This window comes from Bradyrhizobium sp. 25ACV, from assembly GCF_054863005.1.
This window is the reverse complement of the sequence record NZ_JAVAYO010000015.1, coordinates 66,571-83,043: the sequence shown is the minus strand read 5'-3', so window position 1 is coordinate 83,043 and position 16,473 is coordinate 66,571. Positions and strand designations below refer to the sequence as shown.

Here is a 16,473-nt window from a genome sequence, read left to right as displayed (position 1 = left end):
GCCTGCCACGCACTCCGTCCTCATCTGAGCAGGCCGTCTAAGCGGGCGTCTCGAAGGATGCGCTGCGGGGAAAGCGCTCTCGCGGATAACCGCCTGAGCGTCTACTCCGCCACCTCCAGCGCATGCACCGAGAACATCTTCGCCGCATCCGTCCAGCTCTCGCGGACGCGCCAGCCGGCGCCCTGTGCCAGCGCAGCGAAACGCTCGACGCTGTATTTGTAGCTGTTCTCGGTGTGGATGCTCTCGCCGGGGCGGAACGAGAAGCTGGTACCGAGCAGGCGCACGGTCTGGCTCTTCTTGCTGATCAGGTGCATCTCGATGCGGTGACGCTCGCGGTTATAGATCGCGCGGTGGGTGAATGCGGAGAGGTCGAAATTGCCACCAAGCTCGCGGTTGATCCGCACCAGAACATTGAGGTTGAAGCGTGCGGTGATTCCGGCGGCGTCGTTGTAGGCATCGAACAGCACGCGCTCGTCCTTCTCGAGGTCGGCGCCGATGATCATCTGCGCGCCGCGGCCGAGGATCGCGCGTGCGCTCTTCAGGAACGCCTGGGCTTCATGCGGCTCGAAATTGCCGATGGTCGAGCCCGGGAAGAATCCGACCTTGGGCATGGATGCGACCTGCTTGGGCAGCTCGAACGGCGTGGTGAAATCGGCGGTCACCGGATAGATGCCGAGCGACGGGAAGTCGCGCTTCAGGCCGTTCGCCTGCGCCTTGAGGAAGTCACCGGAGATGTCGACGGGGACATAGGCTGCGAACCTGCACTGGTTGAGCAACAGACGAACCTTCGTGGTCGCGCCGGCGCCGAACTCGACCAGCGCGGCATGCTCCGGAATGATCTTCGCGATCTCGCTGCCACGATCCTTCAGGATCGAGAGCTCGGTCCGCGTCGGATAATATTCCGGCAGCCGCGTGATCGCCTCGAATAGCTCCGATCCGGTCGCGTCGTAGAAATATTTCGGCGACAGTGTTTTTGGCTGCTGCGAGAGGTCCTTGATCGCCTCGCGGGCGAAGGCGGTGGTCTGCTCGTCGGGAAGATGGGCTTCGGCCAAAGCGCTGGCGTGCACATTCATGATACTCTCCTGAACGCGCTGTCCGGCGCGCATTTGTCGTCGGATGAGAACTAGTCGTAATCGGCGAGCCGCAGTCCGGTGAACTGCCAGCGGTGGTGCGGATAAAAGAAGTTGCGATAGGTGATACGGCTGTGGCCTTCCGGAGTTGCAAGCGAGGAGCCTCGCAGCACCAGCTGGTTGACCATGAACTTGCCGTTGTACTCGCCGAGCGCGCCTTCGATGGCCCGGTAGCCGGGATAGGGCGCGTACGAGCTGCGGGTCCACTGCCAGACGATGCCGAAGGCGTCGTTGAGTTGGCCGGCGCGGGCCGCGACCTCCCACTCCATCTCGGTCGGCAGATGTCTGCCGGCCCAGCGCGCGAAGGCGTCGGCCTCGTAGTAGCTGATATGACAGACCGGCGCGGTGGGGTCGACCGGCTTCACACCGGCCAGCGTCATCACGTGCCACTGGCCATCGATCTCGCGCCAGTGACCCGGGGCCTGCCAGTCTTCCTGGCTGGCCGCGGCAAAGCCGTCCATCAGCCACAGCGTTGCGGTCCGGTACCCGCCGTCCTGCATGAAGGCGAGCCATTCGGTATTGGTGACCAGATTGCGGGCGACCTTGACCGGGCCGACGAGGGCGCGATGCGCGGGCTTCTCGTTGTCGAAATGAAAGCTGTCGTCGACATGGCCGACGGTGTGGATGCCCTCGTTCAGCGTCAGCCAGTCATCGGCGGCGCGCGTCGCGGCCGGGAAGCGCCAGTCCGGGTCGTAGGCCGGATAGACCGGGTTCTGCGCGAAGGCGTGCAGGATGTCGGTGAACATCAATTCCTGGTGTTGCTGCTCGTGGTTGAGCCCGACCTCGACCAGCGGTGCGATCGAGCGAAGCTTGTCTTCCCCAGCCTCGCGGAAGAATTTGACGACGGCCGCATCGACATAGTTGCGATAGACGCCGACCTCGTTTGCGCCGGGACGGGTGATATCACCGCGATGATTGCGGGCATGACGCGGGCCGGCGCTGACGTAATAGGAATTGAACAGGAACGCGAAATCCGGGTGGAAGGGCCGGTAGCTGGCCGCGTGCTCGCCGAGCAAAAATTGCTCCCAGAACCACGTGGTATGGGCGCGGTGCCATTTCGTCGGGCTCGCATCCGGCATGGATTGGATCTGCTGGTCCTCCGGCGACAGCGGCGCGGCCCGGCGCTCGGTCTCGTTGCGGACGGCAAGAAAGGCGTCTTCCAGCCGCTGGGCGAGATTACCGGCAGAGGACAGTGACGAAAGCGAGGGGGCGGCCGTAGCGGAGGCTTGTTTCGTCACGTTTTTCTCCAGACAGGACAAGAGAACGTTGTTGGCGTTGCCCGGTTCCAAAACCTGGGTTCGTCCTAGATAGGGGCTCCGTTACGGTATGAAAGTCCTCCCAGGCGATGATATTGATGTCATCAGCCTATGGATCCGGCTGGGGGACAAACCGGCCAGCGGGGCGTGTCGCCGCCATTTTACTTTGGATGCACAACGGTTTGGGCTACATATATAGGCAGGTATCGGGTTAGATCGACGGAGCCAGCCCGAATTGATTGGTGAGGGCTCCGCCCCAGAAGGACACGGAAATGAGCATCGAGGAATTCATCGCCAACGAAGTGAAGTCGAACGACGTGGTTCTGTTCATGAAGGGCACGCCGCAATTTCCGCAGTGCGGTTTCTCCGGCCAGGTCGTCCAGATCCTCGACCATATCGGCGTCGGCTATAAGGGCCTCAACGTTCTCGAATCCGCCGAACTGCGCAACGGCATCAAGACCTTCTCCAACTGGCCGACCATCCCGCAGCTCTATGTGAAGGGCGAGTTCGTCGGTGGCTGCGACATCGTCCGCGAGATGTTCCAGGCCGGTGAATTGCAGCAGCTTTTCACCGAGAAGGGCGTCGTCGTCGCGGCCTGATAGGTGACCCGGCTGACGCGCCGGATTGGCGGCGCCGAGCTCGAGGTCATTGTCGCAGACATCACCACACTGAGCGTTGATGCCATCGTCAACGCGGCCAACACGTCGCTCCTTGGTGGGGGCGGCGTGGATGGTGCGATCCATCGGGCGGCAGGGCCCGATCTGGTCGCCGAATGCCGCATGCTCCACGGCTGCAAGACAGGTGATGCCAAGATCACCAAAGGCTACCGGCTCAAGGCTGCCCATGTGATCCACACCGTCGGGCCGGTCTGGAATGGCGGCACGCTCGGAGAGGACGATCTGCTCGCGTCCTGTTATCGCCGCTCGATGGAGCTGTGCGGGAAGCACAAGCTGACCTCGGTGGCATTTCCCGCGATTTCGACCGGCATTTTCCGCTTTCCAGCCGACCGGGCCGCCGATATCGCCGTTCGTACCACAATCGAAGGGCTCGCTGTGGCGCCGTCCGTGGCTCGCGTGGTGTTCTGCTGCTTCGCCGAGCCGAGCGCCAAGCTCCATGCCGAGGCACTTGCGCAACACGCCGGCCCTTGTGCCTGATGACGCGGTCGGTACACTCCGCCGGACCATGTTCCGGGGAGGGGATATGATTTCACAGTCTGGACTGCGTGCGCTGGTCTGCGGCGTGCTGGTGTCGCTCGGCGCGATGTCGCTGGCGCGAGCGGAAGGCACCTACGAGATTCCGGCCGGTGCGCATTTCAATCAGGACAAGCTCGGCAAGATCAGCGAATTCTTCAAGAACGAGGTTGCGACCGGCAAGATCGCCGGCGCGACCGTGCTGATCCGGCAGCATGGCAAGCCGGTCTACCACGAAGCCTTCGGCGTGCAGGACGTGGTCAGCAAGGCGCCGATTACGGACAAGACGATCTTCCGCCTGTTCTCGATGTCCAAGGCGATCACTTCGGTGGTCGCGATGCAATTGGTCGAGGACGGCAAGATCAAGTTGGATGATCCCGTCTCGAAGTACATTCCGTCCTTCGCCAACGTGAAGGTCGGCGTCGAGAAGAAGGCGGAGGACGGCACCAAGTCGCTCGAGCTGGTGCCGCCGAACCGGCCGATGACGGTGCACGATTTGATGACGCACACCTCGGGCATCACCTATGGCTTCTATGGCGACAGCCTGGTCCGCAAGGCCTATCGCGATGCCAACATCTACGCAGGCGATTTCGACCTCGCCGAGTTCGCCGAGCGCATCGCAAAACTGCCGCTGCACAACCAGCCGGGCGCGCTCTGGCAGTACGGCCATTCCACCGACGTGCTGGCACGCGTGATGGAGATCGCAGCCGGCAAACCGCTGATCGACATCATGCGGGAGAAGCTGCTCGATCCGCTCGGCATGGTCGACACCGGCTTTTTCGTCACCGCTCCCGAGAAGCAGAAGCTTCTGGCGCAGCCGGTGCCGAACGACGCCGACTTCCGCGTTGGCCGGATCAACGATCCGACCGTGGCCAAGAAGATGCAGTTCGCCAGCGGTGGCATGGTGACGACCATGGCCGATTATGAGCGCTTCGCGCAGATGCTGCTCAACGGCGGCAGCCTCGACGGCAAGACCATTCTCAAGCCTGAGACGTTCAAGCTGATGACGACCGATCAGCTCGGCCCCAAATCAGGCGTCGACCGCGACTATTTCTATTTCCCCGGCGACGGTTTCGGCTTCGGCCTCGGGCTCGCGGTGCGCACCGATCCCGGCAACGCCAAACCGCCGCCGCCCGGCAATCTCGGCGAGTTGAAATGGGACGGCGCCTCCGGCTGCTATTTCGTGATCGATCCCAAGCAGGACATGTTCTTCGTGCTGCTGGAACAGACCCCGACCGAGCGTCAGCGCGTGCAGCGGACATTGAAGCAGCTGGTCTATGAAGCCATGGAGAAGTGACATGAACGGGCGTCGCGCGCTGATCGCGGCGCTCGCCTTTCTGTTTGCTGCCGTGAGTGCGCAGGCGAGCTCCGAGCGCGCCGCGCGCAACTTCTCGCCCGAGGGCCTGGCAAAGGTTTCCGACTACATCCGGAACGAGATCGCCACCGGCAAGATTCCCGGCGCCATTCTGCTGCTCCAGCAGCATGGCAAGCCGGTCTATTACGAGAATTTCGGCGTTCGCGATGTCGCGACCGAGAGTTCGATGAGCGCGGACACGATCTTCCGTCTCTATTCGATGTCGAAGCCGATCACATCAGTCATGGCGATGATGCTGGTCGAGGAGGGCAAGCTCGCGCTCGACGATCCGGTCTCGAAATACATTCCTGCTTTCGCCGGCATGAAGGTTGGCGTGGAGAAGAAGGCCGCGGATAGCAAGGTCGCTCTGGCGCTGGAGCCGCTGGAGCGTCCCGTCACGATCAAGGACCTCTTGCGCCATACCTCGGGGCTGCCTTACGGCTATCATGGCGGCGGCGCAGTGCGCGAGCTCTATGCCGAAGCCAATCTCTTCAACAGCAATCTCAGCAATGCCGACTTCGCCGCGAAAATCGCCACGCTGCCGCTGGTCGAGCAGCCGGGCACGGTGTGGGACTACGGCTTCTCCACCGACGTGCTCGGCCGCGTCGTCGAGGTGATCTCGGGAAAGACGCTGCTCCAGTTCGAGAGGGAACGGCTGCTCGATCCGCTCGGCATGACCGAGACGGCATTCTTCGTCGCCGATCCCGCTAAATTCCCGCGCATTGCCGAGCCGATGCCGGAGGATCGCAACATCAATCCGACGACGCAGGTTCGCGATATCAGGCGGCCGGTGAAGTGGGAATCGGGCGGCGGGGGGATGGTCGGCACAGTCGGCGACTACGCCCGCTTCGCGCAGATGCTGCTGAATGGCGGCAGCTATGAAGGCCGGCGCTATCTCAAGCCCGAGACCATCGCGCTGATGGCGTCGGATCACATCGGGCCGGAAACGAAGATCGCGCGCGATCAGAACTATTATCCGGGCGGCAGCTCTGGGTTCGGCCTCGGCTTTGCGGTGCGCACCTCGGTGCCACCGGGGACGTCATGGCCGCTTGGCGAATATCGCTGGGACGGCGTCGGCGGCACCTTCTTCTTCATCGACCCCGAAGACGATCTGTTCGGGATCTTCATGGTGCAGACCCCGTCGCAACGCGGCCGGATCCAGCTGGCGTTGAAGACGCTGATCTATCAGGCGATGGGGCGGTGATCACGCCCCGCGCACGATCTCTCTGACGTACCCGATCGTCTCCTCGATCTGGGCCGCATTCACGTCGAGATGGGTGCAGGCGCGGATGCGGCCGTCCATCATCGCAAGCGTCACGCCGCGCTGGCGCAGCGCCGCAACCATCTTGTCGCCAGCAATGCCGGCGCCGTCCGGCTTGAAGAACACGAGATTGGTCTCGGGCTCCTGCACCTCGATTCCGGGGATCTGCGACAGCCCGCGGGCGAGCGCGCGCGCATTGGCGTGGTCGTCGGCGAGGCGGTCGACGTGATGGTCGAGCGCGTAGATGCAGGCGGCTGCGCAGATGCCGGCCTGCCGCATCGATCCGCCGAGGCGCTGCTTCCACTGCCAGACCGCATCGATGAAGGCGCGCGAGCCCGCGAGCACGCCACCGATCGGCGCGCCCAGGCCTTTGGAGAAGTCGATCCAGGCCGAGTCCCAGCCGGCGGTCATGTCGCGCGGGGAGATGCCGCTGGCGACGGTGGCGTTGAGCAGGCGCGCGCCGTCCATGTGGGTGACGAGGCCGTGCTGCTTGGCGATCGCGACGATCTCGTCGAGCGCGGCCTTCTTCCAGATCGTGCCGCCGCCGATATTGGCGGTCTGCTCGACGCTGACGACGGTCTGCGGCGGCTGGTAGCGCGTGCGTGGATGCAGGGCTTTCCGGAATGTGTCCGGCGTGAACTGGCCGTCGGGACCTTTCAGCTGGGTGACCTGGAAGCCGCCGATCGCGGCATGCGCGCCGCCTTCGCGGGCGATGATGTGCGCGGTCTCGTGCGCCAGGATCTCGTCGCCGGGACGGCAATGCACCAGCGTCGCGGTGACATTGCACATCGTACCCGACGGCATGTAGACCGCGGCTTCCTTGCCCATCAGCGCGGCGACGCGCTCGCACAGCGCGTTCACGGTCGGATCGTCACCGACCTGCTCGTCGCCGACCTCTGCGCGCGCCATCGCCTCGCGCATCGCGGCCGTCGGCTTGGTCTGCGTGTCCGAGAGCAGATTGATGCGCACCGGCGGCGCCTTGGGATCGATCGGGGGAGGGGTGTAGAGCATGCGACGGCTCCTAACGCATTGCGGCCACTGAATTGTGGCTCTTAAGCAAAAAGGCCCCGGCGAACCGGGGCCTTTCGATATTCAGATCTTAGCGCGAATAGAATTCGACGACCAGATGGGGCTCCATCTGCACCGGGAACGGCACGTCGGAGAGGCCGGGGATGCGCACGTACTTCGCGGTCATCTTGCCGTGATCGACTTCGAGATAGTCGGGAGTGTCGCGCTCGGGGAGCTGGCTGGCTTCGAGGACATGGGCGAGCTGCTTGGAGGCTTCCTTGACCTCGATCACGTCGCCGACCTTGAGCTGATAGCTCGAGATGTTGACCTTGCGGCCGTTCACCTTGATGTGGCCGTGGTTGATGAACTGACGCGCGGCGAAGATCGTCGAGACGAACTTGGCGCGGTACACGACCGCGTCGAGACGACGCTCCAGCAGGCCGATCAGGTTCTCGCCCGTGTCACCCTTGAGGCGGCTCGCCTCGACATAGATGCCGTGGAACTGACGCTCGGAGATGTTGGCGTAGTAGCCCTTCAGCTTCTGCTTGGCGCGCAGCTGCACGCCGAAGTCCGAGAGCTTGCCCTTGCGGCGCTGGCCATGCTGGCCGGGGCCGTATTCGCGGCGATTCACGGGGCTCTTCGGGCGGCCCCAGATGTTCTGGCCCATACGGCGATCGAGTTTGTACTTCGCCTCACTGCGCTTAGTCATCGCGTCCTCTTCAGGTACATGGTTTGAGGAAACGCGCCCTCCTGTGTGACGGGCTAGCCCGGCACTGACAGGTCCGATCCCCAAAGCTTCAAGGGAGAGGACCACGGGTCGCGAAACGCTTCGCGGGCCGAAATCGGCCCGCGAGCAGGCGGCTTTTAGGGGAGTTTGGGGTTCGCTGTCAATTGTTTAGCCCGTCATTCCGGGCGATGCGCCAGCATCGACCCGGAATCTCGAGGTTCCGGGTTCGGCTCTGCGACCCGCCCCGGTGCTTATGTCCCGACCACTCTTATCGGCTTTGATCCCGCCGCCCGCAATTCGCCAGCGATTTCAGTGTTCAGGACCTGTTCCAGCCGGGTCAGGACCCGGGCGATCGGGGCCGCATCGGTAACCCGGTGGTCCCAGCGGATCACGACATGAATGGTCTGGTCGGGCTCAACCAGGCCGTAGCTGACGATGAAGGGGCCCGGCGTGATCGGGTGGAGCTCGCCGCCGCCATAGGCGGCCACCGAGCTCACCGCAAAGCTGCCGAACCAGTTGCCGCGCTGGCGGCCGAAATTGAGGCCGATCGCCCAGGACAGGCGCCGCAGCGGCAGCGGCAGGCGGGTTGCCCGCATGATCTTCCGGAACATCGGGACGTCTGCGATCGGCGCCGTCTTGCCGCGCCGGATCTCGGCATCGACCGCGGCCAGCGCCATGGCCTCGGGGGCCGCGATTCGCTGCGGCATCACGCATTCCTCGCCGTCCTCGACCCGGGCGATCGCCACCGACGCCACGCTGTTCGGCAATTCGTAGAACGTCGGCCAGGGCCATTTGGCGTAGACGGTGCGCAGGATCGGCTCGTCCCTGGCGACGAGGGCGAACGCCTTGACGAAGGTCGCAGCCCAGCCCGCTGGCGCGGCAGCTCCGGCGCGTGCCTCGAGCAAGGGGCGGATATTGAGTGAACGGGAAAGCGAAACGAACGGCACGTCCATCGACGCGCGCATGAGGTCGCAAATCAGGCGGCGCGGCAGCGAAATGGGCTTTGGCGTCCCGCGCATCGGTCTTCGGTTCCCACAGATGAAAAAATGTGCAGCGAGCGGGTCCCGCTCGCCGTTCCTTTAGCACGAACCAACCCGCCAGGGGTTGAACGGTTCGACCAGTCAGGGAGCCGGCGAAGCCAGCGGCTTGGTCTTGTCGACGACGTAAACTCCCAGCACTTTCATGGCCTTCTCGCCATGAGCCTTGGCGTCGTGCACGACGCCTGCCGGGATCTGGTAGGAATCGCCGGCTTTCAGGGTCTTCTCCGGCTGCCCCTCGACGAGGAGATTGAGCTCGCCTTCCAGCACATAACCGGTCTCAATTCCGGGATGGGTATGGCGTCCGGCCGCGCCGCCCGCCGGGACCTCCGCAATGGCGGTGATGGTATTATAGCCCTCCGGAAATTCGACCTTCTGAAGCGGGGTGCGCTTGATGCCGGGCTGCTGGGCGAAGGCGGCGACGGCAAGGCCGGTAAAGGTCAGAGCGAGCAAAGTCTTCTTGAGCATGGTTTTTCCTCCCGATGCGGCCGACCCTAGCAGGGCCGCAGTTCCCGGCAAGGCGGCAATCGGCCTGCTCAGCGCCTGATGCCCTCGAACGCCGCCATGATGCCGCGCTGGAGCAGCGACCAGTCGAAGCCGAGCGCGATCGCGCGGTAGCCGCGGTCGACCAGGGCGTTGGCCTGGTCGGCGGTGCGGGCCACGCCGCCGACCGGCACCCCGCTTCTGAGGATGCCGGCCTCGGCGCGCGCGACCAGCTCCAGCAGTTCCGGATCGTCCATCTGGCCGCGCTTGTTGATGGAGGTGGCGAGATCGCCAGGGCCGATCACCGCGACGTCGATGCCCGGCGTCGCCATGATCTCGTCGATGCGGTTGACGGCATCGACATGCTCGATGGTGATCATGCAGATCATCTCGTCGTCGGCGCTTGCCATGTAGTCCGGCATCGACTGGCCCCAGCGGAACGGGGCGTGGAACGGACCCCAGAGCCGGTCGCCGCGCGGCGGGTAGCGCACGCTGCGGACTGCCTTCTCGGCCTCAGTGCGGTTCGTGATCATCGGAAAGTTGATGCCGAAGGCGCCGATGTCCATCGGCGCTTTCGCAAGCCACGGCTCATTCGCCGCGATCCGCACCAGGGGCGTGCACGGCGTGCCGGTGGTCGCGGCGATCATCCCGTGCGCTTCAGTGAGGCCGATCGGTCCATGCTCGAGATCGACGATGATCCAGTCGAGCGAGCGCGCCATGATCTGCACCAACTGCACGCTCGGGATGGTCGCTATCGCGCCGAAAGCGGGGCGGCCATCGCGCCACAATTGGCGGAGGCGGTTGAGCGGCGGGGTCTGGACCGACATGGAAAGGCCTGCGGTGAGGTGACGACGGCAAAACCTAGCAGCGCGGCGCCGATGCGCAAAGTCAGGCCAGCGCGCGGCCGCCGAAGAACGGCGTCAGCGTGGCCGAAAGGCCGTGCACGCGGTTCGAGGTGAAGATCATCTCGGCGCCGGCCTGTGCGATGCCGACGATGCGCGGGCCGAGCAGATCCGAGACGCGACGGGCGATCGCCGGCGCGGGATCGATCCAGTCGACCGGCCAGGGCGCCAGCCGCTTCAGCCGGTCGAGCAGCAGCGGATAATGTGTGCAGGCGAGCACGACGGTGTCGGTGCGCGAGGCCGCGTCTTCGCCGACGAAGCAGGGGGCGAGTTCGGCCAGGATGTCGCCGTCGCTGACGGAGGTGCCGCTGAGCTCAGCTTCAGCCAGCGAGGCTAGCTCGGGCGAGCCGACCAGCGTCACCTCGCAGCCCTGCGCGAAATCGCGGATCAGGGCCTTGGTGTATTCGCGCTTCACCGTGCCCTTGGTGCCGAGCACCGAGACGCGGCGGGTCCTCGATTGCGCGCAGGCCGGCTTGATCGCCGGCACCGTGCCGACGAAGGGCACCGAATAAGCGGCGCGCAAGTGGGACAGGACCAGGGTGGACGCCGTGTTGCAGGCGATGACGATGATATCAGGGTCATGCGTGGCGATCAGTTCCCCCATCAGCGGCACGACGCGGGCGATGATCTCGTCCTCGCTGTGGTGGCCGTAGGGAAAGAAGGCGTCGTCGGCGACGTAGGCGAAATGGGCGTCCGGACGCGCGGCCACGACCTCGCGGAGCACCGTGAGCCCGCCAAGGCCGGAATCGAACACCAGGATCGTCGGAGGATTGGTCACGTCATTACCCTAGCCCGTCATGGTTACCATTCGGTTTTTAGGGCGATTTTGCGGCGGGGCCGTTTGGGGGGAGGCTGGACGCGCCGCGGACAGGACATACCCGGTTGGATGGGCCCCGGCTCTGCAGCACCGTCGAAGAGGCGCCGCGCTGCGTCCGGGACACAAGACCGAGATGCGTCCCCGGCAATGGCAGGCTATAGGCGTCTTCACGACGCGCTCAACTGACCGCTGCAGGAGGCCTCATGCTCACCGTCCATCATCTCGGCAAGTCTCAGTCCGAGCGCATCGTCTGGCTGTGCGAGGAGCTGGGGGTTGACTACGAGCTGAAGCGCTACGCCCGCGATCCCGTCACCATGCTGGCGCCGCCGGAGTACAAGGCGCTGCACCCGAGCGGGGCAGCGCCCGTCGTAACCGATGGCGATCTCGTGCTCGCGGAGTCCGGCGCCATCGTCGACTACATCGTCGCAAAGTACGGCAACGGCCGTCTGGTGCTCGGCCCCAATGATCCCGCCTTCCCGCAGTTCCTGTACTGGCTTCACTTCGCCAATGGCACGTTGCAACCCGGGATGGGGCGGATGATGATTCTGAATCGACTCGATCTTGCAAAGGACAACCCGACCCTGCTTGCCATGAAGGGACGGCTCGATCGCTCCTACGATCTCCTCGACGCGCGCCTTCGCGACGCCGAATATCTGGCGGGCAATGTCTTCACCACCGCCGACATCATGACGGGCTTTTCGCTGACGACGATGCGCTACTTCCAGCCCTATGATGTCCAACGCTGCCCGAACGTGGTCAAATATCTCGGCCGCGTCAGTGCACGCCCGGCCTACCGGCGCGCGATGGAGAAGGGCGATCCCGGCATGGCGCTGCTGCTAGGCTGAGCAGCGGCGATCACGCGATCCTGTTCGTCGTCGCCGCCCGCTCCGTGGCGAGCTGCTTCTGCAAACGATCGATGTTCTGCAGCAGGCGCTGGCTGGTTAGAACCAGGAAGTAATAACCGAACTGCGGGTCCTGGAAGTAGATCTCGAGCAGCCGGTCATAGGTGATCGTCAGCACCTGACCGTCCTCGATGCATTCGATCGTGCCGGTGCGGCGGTTGTCCGGTGTCAGGAAGCCGAGCTCGCCCATCAGAGCTCCGGGCCCGATCTCGACATTGATCTCCTTGACCAGGAATTTGCCGGTGACGGTGAGGAGCATCTCCTTGGCGGGATCGCCGAGCTTGAACAGCGTGTCGCCGTGGCGATATTTGCGTTCGGTCATGAACGGCTTCAGCCATTCGATCGACATGTCGCCTTCGGCGGCATGGCGCGCCTTCTTGACCAGCTTGAGCATCTGCCGCAGGCGCAGGGCGTTGATCGGAAGCAGCAGCAGATAGAGCAGGAACGTCGCAACGTTGGCGGAGAGCGCGCCGAAAACGGCAAAAAACGCGCAGCCGATCATGTTGGCAACGCGCAGCGGCACCATGGTCCGCATCAAGAGGGTGGCGACGAAGAAACCGGCGCCGACCGCGGCGAACAGATTAGCAAACGTGATGTTGTGGACGAAGATCTCAAGGAGCCTATTGAAGATCGCGTCATAGGTGACGTTGTTCGGATCCAGGCCCATCTGGACCAGGATCTTCGCGATCCTGAGGTTGTCCGTTGCCGCATCGAGAATGCGGTCGAGGATCGAGGAAATGTCTGCGCTGCCGGACGGCATGGTACTAACCCCGCGTAAGGCTTTCAGTCCTGGTCGGTATGCTCGACACGTATAGCCGAAATCGAATGACGGCCGCCTGAAATGAAGCCTTTGGCCGTCACGCCGCAAGAGGCAAATTTTAGCCTGATCGGGCGTTTCGGCAATTGCCCGTTGGTTGTGCGTCCGGGCGCAACACGGCCGTGATTCGGGGCGGGCTTCGGCGGCGCGGAGCGGCCGGATGGCCCCGGGCGGGGCGTCTGACGATCTTCGCCTTATGGCTTGGCGGCGGGTTGGATGACCTGCTGCTCGACGAGGCCAAGACGTCCGGGCAGCGAGCCGGCGCGCAGCAGCATGGCGACGCTGTTGGCCTCTTCCAGGGTGAAGTTGCCGGAAATCTGGACGGAGCCGCCGGTGATGGGCTCGCGGATCACGGGGGAGGAGATCACCTTGTCGTCGAGCGCGATGGCGAACGGCATTCCAACGTTCTCTGCGGTGATGTGAGCGAAGCGCCGCGTACCGCGGCCGTTGAAGCGGAACGAGGCGATCGGCTCCTTCGTGCCGCTCGTGAATCCCGATCCCGCGTAGCTGATGTCGTCGCCGTCGAGCGCGCTGGCCTTGACGAGATAGGGAAGCTTGTCCTTGAAGCCGAACATGACTTCCGTGCCCGCCGGAGGCGTGCCGGATTGCGCCTGCTCCGCCGACATCGTGACATCGATCAGGCGGAAGCTGACCTTGACCTTCCTGGCGAAGATCGCGGTGATGCGCTCGGGCTCCATCGTGCCCGGCAGGAAGATGCGGATGCGGTCGGTTCCCTCGGGCTGGACGCTGGCCAGTGTGACGCCGGCGTCCTTGAGGCGCTGCTCGATCATGGCGATGGAATCCTCGACGAGATCGCGCAGCCGTGCGGCGGATGCGGCATCGGTCGGCGCAAGCCTGGTCAGCCCGTCTCCGGCGTCGGTCACGGCGAGCGCGTGCGTGGGCAATCCCTCTGCCGCCGAGGCGAGCTTGCGCGTGAGCAGTTCGCGGCCCTTGGCGTCCGCGATCTTGACGTCGACGCCGCCATCACGAATCGCAAGGCCGGAGAAGGCGATCCGGCCCTCGCGCAGGGTCTTGTAGACGTCGTCGCGCAGATCCGTGGTGACCGCCTCCCGCAAGGCGTCACTGTCCGCCTTGTAGATGATGCGCGATCCGCCCAGCTTCTCCATCTTGTCGGTGATGAATGCCGCGATCTTGGCGCGCATCTTGTCGAGCTGGCCGTCCGCGGCGAGCGCCGCGCGGGGCAGCGTGATCGTCGATGCGATGGCGAATGCGGCGATCAGCCATGTGATGCGGTTCCGCAGGGGCGTCGTCATGATGACCTCAAGTCTTGCGGCAGGGCGCTGGCGAGCGAATGCAGTGCCAGTTCTTGGTCCCCGGATCAGCCGCGGAGGTTCAAGCGCCGCTCAGGTCACGTTCGATCGCCGGGCCCGTTGGCAATGGACGAACGCCAAATCATCCATCATTCTGTCCGCGCCCGGCCGGACATCGGTCGGGGCCTCGCCGACCCAAAATGTCAAAAGACAGGGGGCGGGGACATGTATCTGAGGGAGGACGGAATTCCATGGTGGGCATCCACGCGCTCGATCGGCTCATTGGCAACGATTATCCGGATCTTTTGACCGACGAGGAGGTCCGGGCGTTCGAGCGGGTCCCCTATGCGGACCGCATCGCTGCCGAGAGCACGTTTGACGCCATCAAATTGGGCGCGGCGCGCAATCCGGACGGTGCGGCGATCCAGTTTCTGCAAAACGCTGATCCCGCCGATACGCCGCTGGTGGTCACCTATCGCGATTTCATTGCGCGCGTCACGCAGGCTGCCAACATGTTTCACGCGCTCGGCGCGGAGAAAGACGACGTCATCAGCTTCATGCTGCCGCTGGTGCCGGATGCCTTCGTGACGCTGTTCGGCGCGGAGGCCGCCGGCATCGCCAATCCCGTCAATCCGCTATTGGAGCCGCACCAGATTGCGGAGATCCTGGAAGCTGCGAACACCAAGATCCTGGTGGCGCTCGGGCCGATGCCGGGTACCGATATCTGGCAGAAGGTCGAGCAGATCCGCCCGCAACTCAAGCACCTCAAGGCGATCGTGCAAGTGTTCGGCGGCGGCGATCCGGCGAATGGCATCTTTGCTTTCAGCGACCTGATCAAGCCGCAGCCATCGGATCGGCTTGTCAGCGGGCGCAAGATTTCGGGTGCCGACATCGCGGCCTATTTCCACACCGGCGGCACCACCGGCATGCCCAAGCTGGTGCGGCACACGCATACCAACCAGGTCTATCAGGCATGGGCGCTCAACCTGCTGCTGAGAGCGAAGCCCGGCGCCAATTTGCTGTTCGGCATGCCGCTGTTTCACGTCGGGGGATCGCTGACACAGGTGCTGACGATGCTGTCGAGCGGCGGCTCGCTGGTCGTGCTGTCGCCGAGCGGCTGGCGCAATCCGAGTGCAGTGAAGAACATCTGGAAATTGGTGGAGCGCTTCAAGCCGGAAGCGCTGTCGAGCGTGCCGACGGTGCTCGCCGCAACGCTCGCGGTGCCACCAGGCGATGCCGACATCTCCAGCCTCAAATATGCCGCCGGTGGCGGCTCGGCGATCCCCGTCGCGGTCGGCTCGGCGATCCAGGACAAGCTAAAGCTGCCAGTGGTCGAGGTCTACGGCATGACCGAGACTTCGAGCGTGCACACGCTGGCCTATCCATCACGGCCGATCCGGCTCGGCTCGGTCGGCCTTCCCATGCCTTATGCGCGCGTGCGCATCGTGCAACTCGATGCCGATGGTCGCCTGATCCGCGACTGCGCGCCTGATGAGATCGGCGTCGTCATCATGGCAGGGCCCGGCGTGTTCGGCGGCTATCTCAACGACGAGCACAACAAGGGCGCCTTCGTCGACGACGTCTGGGTCAATTCCGGCGACCTTGGCCGGCTCGACGCAGACGGCTATCTCTGGATCACCGGTCGCGCCAAGGACCTCGTGATCCGTGGCGGCCATAACATCGATCCCGCGCCGGTCGAGGAGATCATGTTCCGGCATCCCGCGGTCGGCTTCGCCGCCGTCGTCGGCCAACCCGACGCCTATGCCGGCGAACTGCCGGTGGGATACGTGCAGCTGAAGCCCGGCGCGACCGTGGAGCCCGGCGAACTGGAATCCTGGGTTCGCGAGCGCACGCCGGAGCGGGCCGCCGTCCCGGTGCAGGTCATTCCGATCGACCCGATGCCGGTGACCGGCGTCGGCAAAGTGTTCAAGCCGCAGTTGCGCTGGGACGCGGCCGAGCGCGTGTTCACCAAGGTGCTCACGCCGCTGGTCGAGCGCGGCATCGATTGCAGGGTTAAAGTCGGTGCCCATGGCAGTCACGGATCGATCGCCACCGTGACCCTTGCCGGCCTGCCGTCGGAGCAGCGCGAGGCGGTTGCGAGCGAGGTACACGCGCTGCTTGCACCTTTCGTGATGCGCCACGAGGTGGTGCAAATGTAGCGGCCCCGACAGACGGCGGCGTCACCTGGAAAAACCAGGGTGACGCTTCGCCGCATTATCCTTACCCCCGTTAGACCGGCTTGTGTGACAGAAATCACATAGGAAGAATTAGCAATCGGCGACGCTAGCGAATAGTCTCAGGGAATTGCATCCGGGGGG

Annotated in this window: 16 protein-coding genes; 6 read left to right on the top strand and 10 right to left on the bottom strand. The window is 64.3% G+C overall.

Annotated elements, in window-relative coordinates; genetic code table 11:
* Positions 1-101: 101 nt before the first annotated feature.
* Both egtD and egtB read right to left on the bottom strand, forming a co-directional pair.
* Positions 102-1,073: an L-histidine N(alpha)-methyltransferase gene (gene egtD / locus RAD04_RS29285; RefSeq protein WP_461626582.1), complete on the bottom strand. Its 972-nt coding sequence runs from the start codon at positions 1,071-1,073 to the stop codon at positions 102-104.
* A 50-nt stretch (positions 1,074-1,123) separates the two neighbouring features.
* On the bottom strand, positions 1,124-2,419 hold the full coding sequence (gene egtB, locus RAD04_RS29280; protein ID WP_461626581.1) for an ergothioneine biosynthesis protein EgtB: 1,296 nt from the start codon (positions 2,417-2,419) through the stop codon (positions 1,124-1,126).
* Between the two features lie 239 nt (positions 2,420-2,658).
* Between egtB and grxD the strand changes: the two genes are divergently transcribed.
* The 4 genes from grxD to RAD04_RS29260 are packed head-to-tail and all read left to right on the top strand — an operon-like array spanning position 2,659 to position 6,134.
* A complete protein-coding gene (grxD, locus tag RAD04_RS29275) occupies positions 2,659-2,985 on the top strand; it encodes a Grx4 family monothiol glutaredoxin (RefSeq protein ID WP_018316580.1) in 327 nt (108 codons plus the stop codon).
* A 3-nt stretch (positions 2,986-2,988) separates the two neighbouring features.
* Positions 2,989-3,540 carry an O-acetyl-ADP-ribose deacetylase gene (locus RAD04_RS29270; RefSeq protein ID WP_461626580.1) on the top strand — a complete coding sequence of 184 codons (552 nt, stop codon included), beginning with the start codon at positions 2,989-2,991 and terminating at the stop codon, positions 3,538-3,540.
* Positions 3,541-3,586: 46 nt separating this feature from the next.
* Positions 3,587-4,873 carry a serine hydrolase domain-containing protein gene (locus tag RAD04_RS29265; RefSeq protein WP_461626579.1) on the top strand — a complete coding sequence of 429 codons (1,287 nt, stop codon included), beginning with the start codon at positions 3,587-3,589 and terminating at the stop codon, positions 4,871-4,873.
* A 1-nt stretch (position 4,874) separates the two neighbouring features.
* On the top strand, positions 4,875-6,134 hold the full coding sequence (locus RAD04_RS29260; protein ID WP_461626578.1) for a serine hydrolase domain-containing protein: 1,260 nt from the start codon (positions 4,875-4,877) through the stop codon (positions 6,132-6,134).
* Here the strand turns inward: RAD04_RS29260 and RAD04_RS29255 are convergent, their stop codons facing one another.
* The 6 genes from RAD04_RS29255 to murI form a co-directional block, all read right to left on the bottom strand.
* Entirely contained in the window at positions 6,135-7,202 is a 1,068-nt protein-coding gene (locus tag RAD04_RS29255) for a threonine aldolase family protein (protein ID WP_461626577.1), read from the bottom strand.
* 88 nt (positions 7,203-7,290) lie between these two features.
* Complete coding sequence (gene rpsD, locus RAD04_RS29250) at positions 7,291-7,908, bottom strand: 30S ribosomal protein S4 (protein WP_018316575.1); 618 nt, start codon at positions 7,906-7,908, stop codon at positions 7,291-7,293.
* A gap of 269 nt (positions 7,909-8,177) precedes the next feature.
* A complete protein-coding gene (locus tag RAD04_RS29245; RefSeq protein WP_461626576.1) occupies positions 8,178-8,945 on the bottom strand; it encodes an acyltransferase in 768 nt (255 codons plus the stop codon).
* A 102-nt stretch (positions 8,946-9,047) separates the two neighbouring features.
* Positions 9,048-9,431 (bottom strand): cupin domain-containing protein, encoded by a 384-nt coding sequence (locus RAD04_RS29240; RefSeq protein WP_461626575.1) that lies wholly within the window; start codon positions 9,429-9,431, stop codon positions 9,048-9,050.
* Positions 9,432-9,499: 68 nt separating this feature from the next.
* Positions 9,500-10,273 (bottom strand): HpcH/HpaI aldolase family protein, encoded by a 774-nt coding sequence (locus tag RAD04_RS29235; RefSeq protein WP_461626574.1) that lies wholly within the window; start codon positions 10,271-10,273, stop codon positions 9,500-9,502.
* Between the two features lie 61 nt (positions 10,274-10,334).
* Positions 10,335-11,126: a glutamate racemase gene (murI, locus tag RAD04_RS29230; RefSeq protein WP_461626573.1), complete on the bottom strand. Its 792-nt coding sequence runs from the start codon at positions 11,124-11,126 to the stop codon at positions 10,335-10,337.
* Positions 11,127-11,368: 242 nt separating this feature from the next.
* On the opposite strand from murI, the gene RAD04_RS29225 reads away from it, so the two are divergent.
* A complete protein-coding gene (locus RAD04_RS29225; RefSeq protein ID WP_461626572.1) occupies positions 11,369-12,010 on the top strand; it encodes a glutathione S-transferase family protein in 642 nt (213 codons plus the stop codon).
* 10 nt (positions 12,011-12,020) lie between these two features.
* Here the strand turns inward: RAD04_RS29225 and RAD04_RS29220 are convergent, their stop codons facing one another.
* Positions 12,021-12,827, bottom strand: coding sequence for a Crp/Fnr family transcriptional regulator (locus tag RAD04_RS29220; protein WP_461626571.1), 807 nt, complete (start codon positions 12,825-12,827; stop codon positions 12,021-12,023).
* A gap of 251 nt (positions 12,828-13,078) precedes the next feature.
* Positions 13,079-14,158: a SecDF P1 head subdomain-containing protein gene (locus RAD04_RS29215; protein WP_461626570.1), complete on the bottom strand. Its 1,080-nt coding sequence runs from the start codon at positions 14,156-14,158 to the stop codon at positions 13,079-13,081.
* A gap of 248 nt (positions 14,159-14,406) precedes the next feature.
* On the opposite strand from RAD04_RS29215, the gene RAD04_RS29210 reads away from it, so the two are divergent.
* Positions 14,407-16,314: an acyl-CoA synthetase gene (locus RAD04_RS29210; protein ID WP_461626569.1), complete on the top strand. Its 1,908-nt coding sequence runs from the start codon at positions 14,407-14,409 to the stop codon at positions 16,312-16,314.
* Positions 16,315-16,473: the final 159 nt, after the last annotated feature.

Bases quoted from the DNA above. Each gene is read 5' to 3' on its own strand.
- egtD (WP_461626582.1), bottom strand. From the start codon at position 1,073: ATGAATGTGCACGCCAGCGCTTTGGCCGAAGCCCATCTTCCCGACGAG.
- grxD (WP_018316580.1), top strand. From the start codon at position 2,659: ATGAGCATCGAGGAATTCATCGCCAACGAAGTGAAGTCGAACGACGTG.
- RAD04_RS29265 (WP_461626579.1), top strand. From the start codon at position 3,587: ATGATTTCACAGTCTGGACTGCGTGCGCTGGTCTGCGGCGTGCTGGTG.
- RAD04_RS29260 (WP_461626578.1), top strand. From the start codon at position 4,875: ATGAACGGGCGTCGCGCGCTGATCGCGGCGCTCGCCTTTCTGTTTGCT.
- RAD04_RS29255 (WP_461626577.1), bottom strand. From the start codon at position 7,202: ATGCTCTACACCCCTCCCCCGATCGATCCCAAGGCGCCGCCGGTGCGC.
- rpsD (WP_018316575.1), bottom strand. From the start codon at position 7,908: ATGACTAAGCGCAGTGAGGCGAAGTACAAACTCGATCGCCGTATGGGC.
- RAD04_RS29245 (WP_461626576.1), bottom strand. From the start codon at position 8,945: ATGCGCGGGACGCCAAAGCCCATTTCGCTGCCGCGCCGCCTGATTTGC.
- RAD04_RS29240 (WP_461626575.1), bottom strand. From the start codon at position 9,431: ATGCTCAAGAAGACTTTGCTCGCTCTGACCTTTACCGGCCTTGCCGTC.
- RAD04_RS29235 (WP_461626574.1), bottom strand. From the start codon at position 10,273: ATGTCGGTCCAGACCCCGCCGCTCAACCGCCTCCGCCAATTGTGGCGC.
- RAD04_RS29225 (WP_461626572.1), top strand. From the start codon at position 11,369: ATGCTCACCGTCCATCATCTCGGCAAGTCTCAGTCCGAGCGCATCGTC.
- RAD04_RS29220 (WP_461626571.1), bottom strand. From the start codon at position 12,827: ATGCCGTCCGGCAGCGCAGACATTTCCTCGATCCTCGACCGCATTCTC.
- RAD04_RS29215 (WP_461626570.1), bottom strand. From the start codon at position 14,158: ATGACGACGCCCCTGCGGAACCGCATCACATGGCTGATCGCCGCATTC.
- RAD04_RS29210 (WP_461626569.1), top strand. From the start codon at position 14,407: ATGGTGGGCATCCACGCGCTCGATCGGCTCATTGGCAACGATTATCCG.